Consider the following 14,510-nt stretch of genomic DNA (forward strand, 5'->3'; position numbering starts at 1 on the left):
GCCCAGTCCGCTAACCGACTGGACTTTCCTTCTTTTTTAAAAACGCTCGTTTTGAGGTTTATTTGTTTTGCTCAACAAGATCTTCCACCGCTTTTTGCGCATCTGCCAACCCTTCAGCCGGTGTTTTGCTGCCCAGCATGATTTGGTCGATCTGTTCATTGACAAGACTGCTGAAATCAGGCGCTGTCAATGGTACAGGTGTGATCACCGTATTGACAAAGTTTTCATCTGCCATTTGGTAGATCATTTGGCCGTTTTCATCTAGATTGTCGTTGTTGACCAAGTTTTCGTTGGCTGTTCGATTCGCCATGATATCAAAGCTTTTCTCACCAAATTTCTCTTGAACTTCTGGTGTCGACAAGTATTTGATAAACTCATAGGACGCTTCAGGATCTTTGGCTCCGTATGGCACTTCTAAGACGAACCCGCCACCCCATGACCAGTGACCAGAACCACTTTCTTTTTCAGGAATTTGAATGACCCCAAATTCAAAGTCATCCGGTGCATTTTCCGCTAAACTTGAGTAGTAGTTGATGTTTTGCGCACGCATCGCCACTAATCCAGAAATGAATGGATCGGCAACACCTGAACCAAATTCAGCTTCTAACCGATTGATGGTATCTTGACCATAATACTCTTGCCAGTCTAAGATCCATTCCAACGCTTCCACTTTGTTGTCTGTATCGATTTTGACGTTCTCATCCTTGTCAAACCAGCTGACGCCATCGTCGGCATTCAAGGCCCACACATCGGCGCCTAAATTCCACAATGGGTAAAAACCGATCCGCTCAAAGTCATCACCGTTTTTGACATCTAATTTACGAGCAACTGTTTCTAACTCCTCCCACGTTTGGGGCAGTTGCTCTTCACTGATACCTGCCTCTTTAAAGAGTGTCTTGTTGTAGAAAATCACTTGCGTATCTGTATTGAAAGGAACAGCATACGCATCCCCTTCATACTCCACCGTATCCCATAATTGCGGATAAAATTCATCAGAAAAGCCTTCTTCGATATACTCGCTTAAATTTGTTGCTTGCTGCGCTTCTGCCCGCTGAGCAACAGAATTAATATCTTGTACAATAACATCAGGCGGATTACCAGCAGTGATCGACGACAGTGATTTTGTCCAAATATCGCCCCAAGGCTGGTAGCTGTATTTGACCTCGATTTTATCTTGTGACGCATTAAAATCATCAATAATTTCTTCAATTACTTCTTGTCTTGCACCAGACCCCCAGAAGGACCAAAAATCCAACGTCGTTTTGCCATCTGCTGACTCATTCCCCGAGGAATCAGCGGTTTCGCTATTGCCACATCCTGCCGCCAGTACACCAACTGAAAAAAGCAAAGTCCCCATATAAAATAACTTTCTCATTTAACCTAACCTACTTTCATTTATTTTTAATGTACTATTTAAAAGCTATCACTACTTCTTCTTTTCAGCAAACAAAAGGCATCGTTATTCGAATAAAAAAATAACATTTTTACCGTTTCACGATAAGAAGAGCGTTTTCTTTGAAAATTTAAAAAAAGTGGGGCATCATAGAAATAGCACCTATTTTTCAACCTCTCGTTAGATCATTTGAAAAACGATGTTTATAGAAAGGGAGTAACCACATGCTAGTCATTGTCGATATGCAAAACCAAATTCTCGATGAAGAGAACGAAGCGTATGTGCCAGATAGCGCCGCTCTCGTCAAACGAATCGCCAAGCGCCTAGAACAAGCGCGGGCGAATGGGGAGTACATCTTACACACCCGCGACATCCCAATCGAAGTCAAAGGAACGCCTGATGAAGAAGCCGCTGCCCTGCAGCTTATCCCAGAACTTAAGCCTCTCGAAAATGAAAAAGTCGTCAAGAAATACTATTACAGTATTCCACCTGAAGTCTTGATCGACATCAAGAAAAATCTATTTGAACCCGAGGAAAAAAAGAAAATCGAAATCACCGGTGTTGAAACCAACATCTGTGTCCTTTCCAATACGATCGAGATCCAAAGCGCCTTTCCTGACGCTGATTTCACCATCAATAAAACATTAGTCGCCGGTAAAAATCACGAGTCGCAAGGACTCGACATCTTACGAGACTTCAATGTCCAAATCATTGATGGGACAAAATAAACCAATGACCAATAAATAACGAAAGCTCCCTGTTCAAGGAACAGGGAGCTTTTTCAATTTAATTATTCATTCAATTCATTGAGCCATCTAATAGCTCGGTCGGAATTTCAATCCGAACCTCATTTTCAGTCTGACAGTTTGGACATACGAAGGTTCCTTCAATGGCTTCCTTCACTTCCCCGTAAGTATAATGAATAGCGATTTCATCTTCTGCCAATTCATTCGTTTCCAACGGTGGTACCATGGTTAATTGCCCCTCGCTGTCTTCTTGTAAATGAACGACCAGCTTCCCATCAAAGTTTTCATTGCAATTGGTGCAAGAAGCTTTTCCTCGAATCGTTAGATCCATGATCATCCCTCCTCATTTCTTGTCACTGGTTGATGCAGGTTCCAATAGATACTCGTAACACATGCATGCTTCACTTTAATAGTGTCACGCTTTCACTTTTTTAGCAAATCATCTGTTTTTCTTTTTTTAAACCATTGATGAAGAAAAATCCTAATCAACCGTTTTGAGCGTTTTCGTTGTCAAATCGTTAAAATCCTTGCAGAATTAACTTATCTGTTACTGAAAAGTAAAAACATGTTGTTGGAAAAATTAGTGATTGTCCGAACTTATCTGAACAAACAAGGAGGAAAAATGATGCAAGCAGTAACCTGGCAAGGAAATCAAAAAATGGACGTTCGCCGTGTAGAAGATCCAACGATTTTAGAACCGACGGATGCGATCATCCGAATCACCGCAACTGCAATCTGCGGCTCTGATCTCCACCTTTACCACCATGGCGGCTCGGTTTTGGAAGAAGGCTATGTCGTTGGTCACGAACCAATGGGTATTGTCGAAGAAGTCGGCAGTCAAGTACAGAAACTAAAAAAAGGCGACCGCGTCGTCATCCCTTTCAATATCGGTTGCGGCCATTGCCACTTTTGTCAAAATGAGATGGAAAGTCAATGCGACAATTCTTCAGAAGATACATTGTATGGCGGCTTATTCGGTTTTGGAAAAATGAACGGCAACCACTGGGGCGGTCAAGCCGAATTCTTGCGCGTACCGTTCGCAGATTTCACCTCGTTTATCGTACCTGAATCAACGATCCCTGATGAAAAAGTATTGTTTTTATCTGACATCTTACCTACAGCATTTTGGAGCGTCCAAAATGCCGGCGTCAAAAAAGATGATACCGTGATCGTCTTAGGCTCAGGACCAGTTGGCTTGTTTGCGCAAAAATTTGCTGTGATGGCAGGCGCTAAGCGGGTGATTGCCGTGGACCCTGTTGCTCATCGCTTAGAAAAAGCCAGCAGCTACAATCAAGTCGAAACATTCCAATTGGATGATCTGGCTACTAGTGCCGATGAATTGTATGAACTGACCAAAGGTGGCGCTGATGTGATCATCGACTGTGTTGGGATGGATGGTTTAGAACCCGTAAAAGAAAAAGCCAAAAATCTAGTCAGCTTGCAAAGTGGAACAATCTCACCGATCCAGATGGCCGCCAAGGCAGTCAAAAAATTTGGTACCGTCCAAATCACTGGCGTTTACATGACACCTGCTTCTTCTTATCCATTGCAAGAATTCTTTATGCGCAACATTGATGTCAAACACGGGCAAGCACCTGTGATCCATTTGATGCCAAAAATTTATGATATGATCGCGGACGGTTTGTTTGACCCGTCACAGATCATCACCCACACGATGCCTTTAGCAGATGCTGCCAAAGCGTATGAGATTTTTGACAAAAAAGAAGACAAGAACATCAAAGTTGTCTTGAAACCTTAGCACAAACAAAGGAGCAGTGATGGCACCTATGCCAAAAATCAAACGGAGTGAACATCAATTCGATCCGGGAAAAGAAGAAGATGTGATCATCAAGGCAAGTCGCTTTCGCATCTACTTTCAAAATCGCTACATGTTGATCTCACTTACGAATGATATTTTGACGGGCTTGTTTTATATTTTCGGGAGTATCGTTTCATTAACTAGCTTGCCTGCGATTTACGGAACGATCGCCTATTTGATCGGCGGTGTCTTTTTGACCATTCGTCCGCTGATTAAAATCGTTCGCCATGTCTATATCTATAATGATCGCAATCAAGAAGGTGAGAAAGAAAAAGATGTCACCATCACCGACGATGAACGTTGATGGGGCGACAACTAGAGAGGAGTTTCCTATGTTAAAAACATTTGATGGGATCGCACTGACACTATTGATCATCGGTGGGATCAATTGGCTGCTGGTCGGCGCCTTCGAGTTTGACCTTGTCGCAGCGATCACCGGCGGCAGCACGTCAATCATTGCCCGCGTCATTTATATTCTAGTTGGGATCAGTGCATTGTATAGCCTGAAATTCTTTCCAGCTATCGCCCGCCAACAAACCCTCGACTAATTGAAAATAAAACCTGCATCTGCGGTGTCCTGACCCCAAAAAAGTTAGATTTTTGGTCTAACTTTTTGAGGTCGCATCTGTGGATGTAGTTTTTTTGTCTACAATCATTGAAAAAAAACACCAGTTGTACTACTCTTGTATTTAACCTACTATTTTCGAAAATATAAAAAGGACGTGACTCATGACCCCACCTACTAGACCCTCGCTGATACGTCGGATACTCGGTCGGATGCTTTTGCTATTGATTTTCTTATTTATTCTAGGTATTATTGGCGGAATTATTGTTTTAAATAACCTCACCATCGCGGAAAACTGGTTTGGTCTGAATGAATACCAAGTCGTTGAAACCAGGCATCAGATCATTCGTTTGTTCCCCTACTTTTGGGTAGCAGGGATCCTGCTGGTCTTTTTGATCGGTCTGATCATCGGCCTCAAAAAACACAAAAAATCGCCATTTTACTGGTTATTCTCATTGCTCTTGCTACCAGCGATTCTCTTTTGTATTGGCGTAGTTTCCACCTTTTTACCTGTAGACCGCCAACTCTTTCGAGAAGAAACCAGTGCCAAAGAAATTATGGCGGCGCTGCCAAATCAATCTTCATTCAAGGACAAAGAGCTGCAACTGGTCAGCTATAGTTTTCACATCCGCAATGTCCCGCTAAAAAGCGGCATTTATGCAGTTGCGCGAGTGATCAATCCAAACACAGGCCTACAAGACGAGTATTGGTATTACCCAGAAAATCTGTTGACCAAATGGAAAAAAGACGACGATACGATCGAGCTTTCGATGGAAGATACCATTGCCTTTGATGCCATCGACTGGGGCGTCATTCCCAAGATCATCAAGGATTCTGAGGTGCGAGCAGCTCAGCTAGATCACTATGTTCCTGGCGTCAGCATCGTCATTTTAAACGGCTTCCAAGGTGAATGGACTTGGACCGTTGGTTTAAATGGGATTCGTAATCGAACCGAGATCAATTATGTCTATGATCTCAAAGGAAATTATCAATCCGAATGGCAATAAAACAAGCGGCACCTATCCCTGTGAATAGGTGCCACTTTTGCTTTTATCGGTTTACTGATCCAAGTCTTTGACACACCGAAACCCTAAATTATTGGCTGCCGACATCCCAGAATTACCATTTCTAGCGGCAATTCGGTATCGTTTGCAATAGGATTCATGGCACAAAAATGAACCGCCGCGAGTCGCATACAGTTGATCATCTTGTGTTTGATTCCTTATCCAAAAGGTTTGTCCCGTCTGTTGTTGAAACTGCGTCAACGGGATGCGGGCAGGATTGACGCACCATTCCCAGACGTTGCCGATCACTTGATAAAGACCAAAGCCATTGGGCTCATACCATTTCGCGGGCGCTGTATTGGCAAAGCCGTCTGCTCGCGTGTTGCTTTTTGGAAACTCGCCTTGCCAAATATTGCAATGATAGGTATTTTCTGTCAAAAATTCCCTTCCCCAAGGATATTTTTCAAAACTTGTCCCGCCTTTTGCAGCGATCTCCCACTCTGCTTCTGTCGGGAGGCGTTTTTTTGCCCATTGGCAATAGGCGATCGCATCGTTGCGAGACACTTGAACCACTGGGTGATCCATCCGCTGGGCAATCGTTGAATCAGGTCCTTCAGGATGACGCCAATCTGCGCCGCTAACCGCGTACCACCAAGCCATATTCGGTACCTTTTGACTGCGGTGTTTCGTTTGCTCACTTAAAAAATAGTGAAAAACGAACGACCAGCCAAAACGCTCGGCTTCTGTGACATATCCTGTTGCTTCCTCAAAAACTTGGAAAGCTTGGTTCGTTACTGTCGTGGCATCAATGGCAAATGCTGGGCTGTCGAGGCTGATTTGCGGTCCCTCAAGATCCCCGGCAAAGCCGTCCATCGTATTCGTGCCAATTCGGTAAGTTCCTGCTGGAATCGTGGGCATCTGCTTGCCTCCTTTTTACAATAATTGATAGCCATTGTACAGATTGATCAGTAACACCAGCACGATCACACTTTGAAATACCAGTGTCACCCGCTGCGGTGACAGGACGTTGCTAGCCTTGGCGCCTAATAGTCCCCCCACGATCGCGGCTGGAATAACAAACCACAAAATTTGCAGATCATACGCACCAAAACCTGTCGAAAAAGCGATCGTCAAAATTTTTGCCAGCTGCGAGAAAAAAATCGTACAAATGGAATAAATCGTCGCCTCTTTGATCCGCATGGCAAACAGTAGCATCAATAAAGAAACATTGATGGGTCCGCCGCCGATCCCCAGCAAACTGGCTAGAAAACCGAGAATCAAACCGCAAGCTGCATACCAGCCGACTTTTTCCAACGCAAACCCGCGCCAGTTATATTTTGTATACAAAAAAGCAAACAATAGTGTCAGCACGGTCACAAGGATTTGGATCAGCTGAACCATCTTGTCGTCTCGAAAAACCAGCAATAGCTGTTCAAAGGCAACATTGCCTAAAACACCGCCTAACACAGCACCACCAGAAACCCACAAGGCAATCGACCAATTGATTTTCCGTCCACTGGCTAATTGTCTAGCTGTCGAAACGATAGACATCGTGAAGACAGCTGTCGCCGAGTAAAAAGAGATTGCAGCAACAGAATGGGCGCCGATAAAATCGAAAATCGGTTTGATCAGCACGCCGCCCCCCATGCCCGAAACTGCCCCTACGGTATTTGCTAAGACGATCACGAGAAAATAAATCAGTCCGATCATTGTCTCACCCCTTGCAAAAGCTCCAGTATCTCATTGATTCTAGGTGTGAAGTCTTTTAACAGCTCCTGATAACCGCAAAACCCCTCACTATCCACGTACATTGCATCTTTCATTCGTTTACAGCCTCCTCGGCACATTTTTTGGAAAGGACATTGCGTACACTTCGAAGGCATGTCTTTTTTCTGGCACAAAAACTGCTGCGAACAGTCTTGAGAAAACAATTCCCGTAACGTTTGCTCTTGGATATAGCCCATGCGAAACTCATCTAATACATAGAAGTCACAAGGATAGACACTGCCGTCGGCTTCGATCACATACTGCACTTGGCAGTTGCCTAGAATCCCGCAGGCAGTAACTTGCTGCCGCACCAATAGATTTAGTAAATCATCGAACAGCTTAATACTTAAGTAGCGCCCTTGTGTCAATTCCTGCAGCCAAAAAGCCAATAGCTGCTGATAAAAGTGCGCAAAGCTTCTTGGTGTCAAGGCATAGTTGTTGGTTGATGTGGCATCCAAATCAGCCAAACAAGGAATGAACTGCACAAAGGCAATCTGCTCTTCCTTGAGAAAATCAAACACACGCTGGGCTTCCTTTGCTAAGGGATTAGTCAACACGCACAAGACATTGTACTCAATCTGATAGGCGTCCAATAATCGCTTGGTCTGCAAAACCCGCGCAAAGGTCCCCCGCCCTTTGGCGTCTAATCGATGCCGATCGTGCGCAAGCGGATGCCCATCGATCGACAGCCCGACTAAAAAGCGATACTCTTTCAAAAAACGACACCATTTATCATTGATCACCATGCCGTTGGTCTGGATCGCATAGTGTACTGTCACTCGCTTTTTTTGCGCCGCAACATAAGCCGTTAGTTTTCTAAAATAACTCAGCCCTGCCATCGTCGGCTCTCCGCCTTGAAATGCCAACGTCAAATGATCGCCAGCTTCTAAGTCTGCATAGATGTTTGCAATCATCTTTTCCATTACATCCTCTTTCATTTTGCCAAAGGAACGCACTTCGCGCAAGGAACTGACGTTGGCATAAAAGCAATAGGTGCAGCGCAGATTGCAAAGAGAGGATGCTGGCTTGATCAATACGGAGATGTGTTTCATTTGTTGTTCCTCACTTCTTTATTTCTTTTGTGCGATTGTCTGCCTCTGACTATTGCTTAAACCTAAGCGCTGATACTCGCTTTCAGGAGCTTCAATCTGATTCATTACTTTAATCAATTTCTGAATCATTTCTTGTTCAATCAGTGGGTCATGAAACGGTGTTAACTGCTTTGGATCATTCTTTAAATCAAACAACAAGTGGCCTACCGAATAAGAATCGATATAGGTGGAAACTTCGACTTCTGTGTAAGGAAAATGATTTGTAAATCGATTGCCCTTTTTCAAGACCATGCTGTCTAAGACCTCTTTATTCAAAAAACCACGCAATGAAGCATAACTAAGCGTCTGCATGGTGATTGGTCCATTAGAAGGGTGAACCGATGCACGCATATACACATAACGACCATCGTAGATATTGACATGACCGCCGTTTGTACCAAAAATAATTTCTTGATGAAGCGGTTGCGAATGCTGTTTTTTCAACACAGGCAACAAAGATTTGCCATCCATATCTAAGGTGTTCTCAATTTCAAAATAATCCAATAAAGTTGCTGGAATATCGATGGTTTGACTCAATACTGGAGTATGGGTTCCCGATTCAGCTTGTGGGTAACTGATGAAAAAGGGCAGATGAATGATTTCTTCATACATCGGTGCTACGTTTTTTCCTAACCAGTCATGTTCCCCTAACAAAAAGCCATGGTCGGTATTCACAATGATCAAGGTATCCTCCCACATATTATTTTTTTCTATAAAGTCCAGCACTCGTCCTAAGTGATGGTCACACATACTGATCAACGCTGCGTATTCTTTTTGCAGCTCAATCAAATCCTGCTCGCCAACGTCTTCTGTTACACGACCATATTTTGGCCAAAAGTAAGGTGATTCATTTGGTGTCTCCTGGTACAATTTGCGATAGGTTTCTGGCACATAAAATGGTTCATGGGGGTCAAAACATTCGACTTGCAAAAACCATTGATCTTCATTTTTGTACTGTTCCAAAAAATCCAAACCGGCTTGGATCGTTTGAACCGTGGACAGGTCTTCTTCTACTGCTTGCCGTGTTCGATTCGCAAAATGCTGTTCCACAGAAATACCACTCTTATTTAACGGATTCAGCGGTGGATGATTCTCTGCCTGTTTTCTTGGAACCCATCGGTCGCCTTCTTGTCCTCTAAATCCTTCCCATGTGGAATAACGGTTATGATACGTGGCACCGCCATCTTCAAAGTAATGGGAATGGTCGGTTACCAAATGACAATAGACACCATTTTGCTGCAGCGTATCAAAAATTGACGAATCAAACGGTTCTAATTGTCCCCACGAACGATGCATAAAATTGTAACGACCTGTATGAATTTCTCTTCTCGCTGGCATACAAGGCATGCTGCCACCATAAAAGTTGTCAAACGTAATCGTTTTTTCTCTTAACCGTTCAAAATTTGGCGTGTTGATCCAATCGTTTCCGTAGTTTGATAAAAAATCTCTAGCCAGAGTATCAAACATCAGCATAATTGCTCGCATAGCATTCTTTCCTTCTTTCTTTTCTTTCCTTTTCTTGGTCGTTGCGACTACTTGACGATCGTTATCGCCCCTCGATTATCATCAGCGATCACATCTAAGTATGCGAAAGTATTCGTAACGACGATCGGCGTCACTAACGAGTATCCTGCCTCTTCAATTTCTTCTTTATCAAATGTAAGCAATACCTCTCCTTGCTTGACCTGATCCCCTTGCTTGACTTTTGTTTCAAAAAAACGACCATCTAAGTTCACTGTATCCATGCCGATGTGAATCAACACTTCCACGCCATCGTCCGACTTCAAGCCAATCGCATGCTTCGTTGGAAACAGTGTTTCAACTACTCCGTCAAAAGGTGCTCGAACCAGTCCTTCATCTGGTGAAACTGCTAAGCCTTTTCCTAATAGTCCATTTGCAAATGCTTGATCTTCTACTGCCGACAAAGGCAAAACGATGCCTGTTAATGGTAACGAAAAAGTGATTTCTTTCGCTGCTCTTTCTTCTGGGATCAAAGGCGAGGCTTCGTTATTACTAGCTGTTGCTTCTTGCCGATCCTCTTGCGGATCATACAAGAAAGTAATCGTTAAAATAAATGATAAGACGAATGCTACAGTGATTGCTAATACATACCCATAAAAGCCGCTTCCAATGCCTTCTGTCGGATCAATGTAGTTGGGTAAACTGAATATACCCATCCCACCTATAATAAAGGATTTTGTTCCCATTGCACCCATGATCAATCCGCCGATCGATGCTGAAATCAAGGTCGCAATAAATGGTTTTTTTCTAGGCAACGTGATACCGTACAAGGATGGCTCCGATACCCCAAATAGACTGGAAATAAATGCGGGAATCCCGATTGCCCGAATAGAATTATTTCTAGACTTAATAATAACTGCCAGCACAGCTCCTGCGGTCGCGAAAGGAGTCGCTTGTCCTAAGACCATCACTGGGTCGTAACCAAGAACACCAATATTGTTGATTGCGATCGGAATGATCCCCCAGTGAAGACCAAACATGACCAACACTTGCCAAACAGCACCAACTGCAATCCCTGCAATAATTGGGCTGAAGTTATAGATCGCCAACACAGCCGCACCCAACAAATTGCCGATCCATGTCGCGATCGGACCAATGACAATGAAAGTCAGCGGAACCATGATCAAGACAGTTAGAAACGGAACTAAGAAACTCCGTACAATACTAGGAATGATTTTTGTAATGCCTTTTTCTAATCTGGCACCAAAATAGGTAGCAATGACGATTGGAATAACACTGGAACTATAACTCATTAAAATGACTGGTATTCCTAAAAAAGTGACATAAACAGGCGATTCAAAAACGGTTCCTGCAAACAAGGTATACAACGGTTCGGCATTTGCCGTCAAGCCAGACAAGGCTGGATAAACAAGGGCAGCACCGATCGCCATACCGACAAATTGCTTTAAACCAAATTTTTTCGCTGCGGTATATCCTAAAAAGATTGGAAAGAAGTAGAAGAAACAATCACCTGCTGCTTGCAAAATCGCATAGGTTCCTGACGTATTCTCAATCCATCCCAAAGAAACAAATAGCGCATTTAATCCTTTGATCATTCCTGTGGCAGCTAGAAGACCCAATACAGGTGTAAAGATACTGGAGATCACATCGATAAAAGCATCCAGCGGTCCTTTCTTTTCTCCCGAAGGTGCCTCATCATTTCCTGCCAATCCTGCATGTTGAACAAATTCTTGGTACACCTCTGGCACATGATTGCCGATCACGACTTGGTATTGACCGCCGCTTTGAACGACTGTCACGATTCCTTTCGTCTTTTTCAGTGTTTCTGTGTCTGCTTGCTCCTCATGTTTTAAATCAAAACGCAGTCTTGTGATGCAGTGGGTCACCCCATTGATATTTTCTTTTCCGCCGACTCCTTTTAAAATTTCATCGACCAATTCTTGATATGCCATCGTTCTCATCCTTTCAATGTAAAAATAAAAAGCAAGACAAATAACTATTCCTTGATGGAATAATTATCAGTCTTTCCTGCATTATCAGTAACAACCTTTATTCGTTCTCTATTAATTTTTGAATGTGTAACGTTAAGTACAGCTTTTCATCATCGTTCAAGGGAACACCTAAATACTTTTCAATCAAAAGCATCGTCTTATACGCGTCTGCATACTGTCCGCTCACGTGTCCCAATAGCGGATTTGCTTTTACCACATCTGGTCGAGCCTTCAATCGCTGGAAAAAAAAGCGCAAATGGGTGATAAATCGATCGAATGCCAAAGAGTTTTCATCAATTTGTATCTTGTTAGAAAATCGAATAAGTGAAATAATATCGCGAATCTTTTTTGCAATCGATTGGACATCTTTTGGCTGATCAATCTCATCTGTTACTTGTGCATTGATCAAATGCATTGCTATATTTCCTGCTTCTTCTTCCTCAAAGACGACCCCTGTTTCTTGTCCGATCCGTTCCAATGCTTTTTTACCAACTTCAAATTCCTGCGGATAAAACTTCTTTAATTCCCATGATAATCGGTTCGTAACTGTGATTCCTTGTTCATGCAGTTTGAACAGATTATACAAATGATCGGTAAGTGATACATACAGCGTCTCGCTTAACTCCTGTTTTATTTCTGCTTTCGCAAGTGAGATAATATCATCCGCTAAAGACACATATTTTGTCGGAATGGATGACAATAAACTTAAAAATCGCTCGGAAACTTTGTTCTTATGAAGCACAAACACTTTTTCAATTTTTGATTCATCGGCGGTTTGTCCTGGTTTCATTTTGAAGCCAAGGCCGGTACCGATCCAGATAAAATCTTTGCCATCTTGTCCGACCAAAACTGCATTGTTGTTTAAGATTTTTTTGATCTTCAAGACGCTTCTCACCTCCTTAAAATGAAAAAAGGCGATACCTTAATACATGTGTAGGATCCATACACACGTAAAAAGGTATAGCCTGCATTATCAGTAACTACCCATTTGATTGCCTTTACTATACTATTTTTCCAGAAACGTTGCAAGCGTTTTATTGATTTTTCTTTTTTTCGCTTCGTTTTGAATAGACGCAGATCAGCCTTTCTCCAAACTGTTCACTGATCCAGCAAACGGCTTTGCCCTTCGATTTTTTGGATCTCCGTAATGTCTTGCGTGACTTCTAGACAACCTAAATAGATGCCTGCTTCGTTTTTTAATGCAAAATAGCGAATATAGATTTTACGGCCTCGCATATCGATCCAAAATTCAGCAGTCTCCCGTGTGCCCGCTCGAAAATCATCCAAAATCTGCTGCACGAGATGCATGCTTTTCGGTGGATGGCAGTTGACGACTTCACGGCCTAAAACCGAATTCGTTCGTGGAAAGACGCGACTCTTGCCTTCTGAATAAAAGCGCACCCGCTCTTCACTATCTACAAAGGTCAAGTCCACTGGCAACGTTTGAAAAATCGCCACCAATTGTTCAAATTGCAAATTACCAGTAGGCAATGAGATGGTCGGCTGTTCAGCAATTTGCGGCGAATTTTCCGTTTCTATGACTTGAAATTCATCGAATCCTAAACCGGCTGCGATGCCGGCGGTTGTTTCTTGGGCTTGTTTGATCGCCGCTTGCCTTGCGGGTTCTGCCGCCTGTTCCTTTTCAAGAGCTTCTTGGCTCGGTTTCCAAGGAAGCGGTTCTGGAATAAAGGCAAAGCCGATGTCTAAACTGTCAGCCGCAATTTGTTCCCAATCTTTAAGACTGAAGACATCCAGCGTCATTGGCACCATGATTTCTTCTTCTTTGAAAATCATCTCTTCGATTTCGTTTTTGACCGCTTCCCATTGGACAGCAATCGGATTATAGGCAGTTTTTTCGGAAGCCAAAAGCTCATTGAGCGCTTTGATCATGACCCGAATATTATCATCGACACCCCACATCACTTTTGGCGGTGCAGTGATGCCGTACTTCTCCATGTAAGAAAAAATCAACGTTTCTTTTCGCGCATAATGTTTGTCGATCTGCATTAAATCATTGCAGGCAGCTTTTAGACGCTTTTTAGGCGTCCAATCACCGGTTTTTATTTTAGCTAAGAGGCTATCGATCTCATCGGTCAACAAGGATTGCAGGACTTGGTTCTCCAATTTCAGAGTATGCACAGGATGGCCTGGTTGCCCATATTCTTCATTGGAGTGATGGATCTCATTGATCGATCCTTTAAAAACAGCAGCATGAATATTGCACAAACGCTGAATCTCAGAAGGGTCCAACCCCGTTTGGATCAAAGCTTTTTCAGCAGCAGTGATCTCCGTCACATCCACACCATCAAATTCTTCGTTAAACAAGCGTTTAGCTTCTTCAAAGGAACCGCCTTGGTGAAGCAAACTCAGTATTTCGACGATCCGTTCTTGTCTTTGACTGTTAGTTTTCATTTCGTCGCTCCTTTCACAAGAAACCCTTGTTTTTCGAAAGCGAGACAAACCCTTTCCAAGGGGATCTTCTTCATCTGAGCCCCTTTGGGAATCGTCATGTAACGTCCAGCAGTTTGTAGCATCCCTGGTTGATTGATCGCCGTAAACCCTATTTTACTCATGATTTCTTGTATTTCAGGGTATTGTGCCACAAGTTCATAGAGCGTTTTTGACAGATCGATTTCTTTCATAGTAAGGTCT

15 protein-coding genes are annotated in these 14,510 nt (G+C 43.1%); 5 read left to right on the plus strand and 10 right to left on the minus strand.

Annotation, left to right across the window (positions count from 1 at the left end; translation table 11 throughout):
- Positions 1-58: 58 nt before the first annotated feature.
- Positions 59-1,375 (minus strand): ABC transporter substrate-binding protein, encoded by a 1,317-nt coding sequence (locus A5882_RS16860; protein WP_086373183.1) that lies wholly within the window; start codon positions 1,373-1,375, stop codon positions 59-61.
- Between the two features lie 242 nt (positions 1,376-1,617).
- Between A5882_RS16860 and A5882_RS16865 the strand changes: the two genes are divergently transcribed.
- On the plus strand, positions 1,618-2,121 hold the full coding sequence (locus tag A5882_RS16865; RefSeq protein WP_016613606.1) for an isochorismatase family cysteine hydrolase: 504 nt from the start codon (positions 1,618-1,620) through the stop codon (positions 2,119-2,121).
- Between the two features lie 70 nt (positions 2,122-2,191).
- Here A5882_RS16865 and A5882_RS16870 read toward each other — a convergent pair whose 3' ends face one another.
- The gene (locus A5882_RS16870) at positions 2,192-2,476 is read right to left on the minus strand and encodes a hypothetical protein (RefSeq protein ID WP_005234711.1); all 285 of its coding nucleotides are present in this window, start codon (positions 2,474-2,476) and stop codon (positions 2,192-2,194) included.
- Between the two features lie 288 nt (positions 2,477-2,764).
- Here A5882_RS16870 and A5882_RS16875 point away from each other — a divergent pair, with 288 nt between their 5' ends.
- From A5882_RS16875 to A5882_RS16890, 4 genes are all read left to right on the plus strand, one after another.
- Positions 2,765-3,898 (plus strand): alcohol dehydrogenase catalytic domain-containing protein, encoded by a 1,134-nt coding sequence (locus tag A5882_RS16875; RefSeq protein WP_034872378.1) that lies wholly within the window; start codon positions 2,765-2,767, stop codon positions 3,896-3,898.
- A gap of 19 nt (positions 3,899-3,917) precedes the next feature.
- Positions 3,918-4,262: a YrhK family protein gene (locus tag A5882_RS16880; RefSeq protein ID WP_005234707.1), complete on the plus strand. Its 345-nt coding sequence runs from the start codon at positions 3,918-3,920 to the stop codon at positions 4,260-4,262.
- Positions 4,263-4,290: 28 nt separating this feature from the next.
- Positions 4,291-4,506, plus strand: coding sequence for a DUF378 domain-containing protein (locus A5882_RS16885; protein ID WP_008379021.1), 216 nt, complete (start codon positions 4,291-4,293; stop codon positions 4,504-4,506).
- Positions 4,507-4,687: 181 nt separating this feature from the next.
- Positions 4,688-5,530 carry a hypothetical protein gene (locus tag A5882_RS16890; RefSeq protein WP_086373184.1) on the plus strand — a complete coding sequence of 281 codons (843 nt, stop codon included), beginning with the start codon at positions 4,688-4,690 and terminating at the stop codon, positions 5,528-5,530.
- A gap of 51 nt (positions 5,531-5,581) precedes the next feature.
- Here the strand turns inward: A5882_RS16890 and A5882_RS16895 are convergent, their stop codons facing one another.
- The 8 genes from A5882_RS16895 to A5882_RS16930 form a co-directional block, all read right to left on the minus strand.
- Positions 5,582-6,445 (minus strand): formylglycine-generating enzyme family protein, encoded by an 864-nt coding sequence (locus tag A5882_RS16895; RefSeq protein WP_016613608.1) that lies wholly within the window; start codon positions 6,443-6,445, stop codon positions 5,582-5,584.
- 15 nt (positions 6,446-6,460) lie between these two features.
- Positions 6,461-7,237, minus strand: coding sequence for a sulfite exporter TauE/SafE family protein (locus A5882_RS16900; RefSeq protein WP_016621059.1), 777 nt, complete (start codon positions 7,235-7,237; stop codon positions 6,461-6,463).
- Complete coding sequence (locus tag A5882_RS16905; RefSeq protein WP_086373185.1) at positions 7,234-8,346, minus strand: SPASM domain-containing protein; 1,113 nt, start codon at positions 8,344-8,346, stop codon at positions 7,234-7,236. The genes A5882_RS16900 and A5882_RS16905 overlap by 4 nt, the downstream gene beginning before the upstream one ends.
- An 18-nt stretch (positions 8,347-8,364) precedes the next feature.
- Positions 8,365-9,870, minus strand: a complete 1,506-nt coding sequence (locus tag A5882_RS16910) for a sulfatase-like hydrolase/transferase (RefSeq protein ID WP_016613611.1) — start codon at positions 9,868-9,870, stop codon at positions 8,365-8,367.
- A gap of 47 nt (positions 9,871-9,917) precedes the next feature.
- Entirely contained in the window at positions 9,918-11,819 is a 1,902-nt protein-coding gene (locus A5882_RS16915) for a beta-glucoside-specific PTS transporter subunit IIABC (protein ID WP_034872328.1), read from the minus strand.
- A 97-nt stretch (positions 11,820-11,916) separates the two neighbouring features.
- The gene (locus tag A5882_RS16920) at positions 11,917-12,741 is read right to left on the minus strand and encodes a PRD domain-containing protein (protein ID WP_225869304.1); all 825 of its coding nucleotides are present in this window, start codon (positions 12,739-12,741) and stop codon (positions 11,917-11,919) included.
- Between the two features lie 215 nt (positions 12,742-12,956).
- The gene (locus A5882_RS16925) at positions 12,957-14,270 is read right to left on the minus strand and encodes a DUF438 domain-containing protein (protein WP_016613614.1); all 1,314 of its coding nucleotides are present in this window, start codon (positions 14,268-14,270) and stop codon (positions 12,957-12,959) included.
- Complete coding sequence (locus A5882_RS16930; RefSeq protein ID WP_008379040.1) at positions 14,267-14,500, minus strand: DUF1858 domain-containing protein; 234 nt, start codon at positions 14,498-14,500, stop codon at positions 14,267-14,269. The genes A5882_RS16925 and A5882_RS16930 overlap by 4 nt, the downstream gene beginning before the upstream one ends.
- Positions 14,501-14,510: the final 10 nt, after the last annotated feature.

It is taken from the genome of Enterococcus sp. 4E1_DIV0656 (assembly GCF_002140695.1).
Taxonomy (GTDB): domain Bacteria; phylum Bacillota; class Bacilli; order Lactobacillales; family Enterococcaceae; genus Enterococcus_D; species Enterococcus_D entomosocium.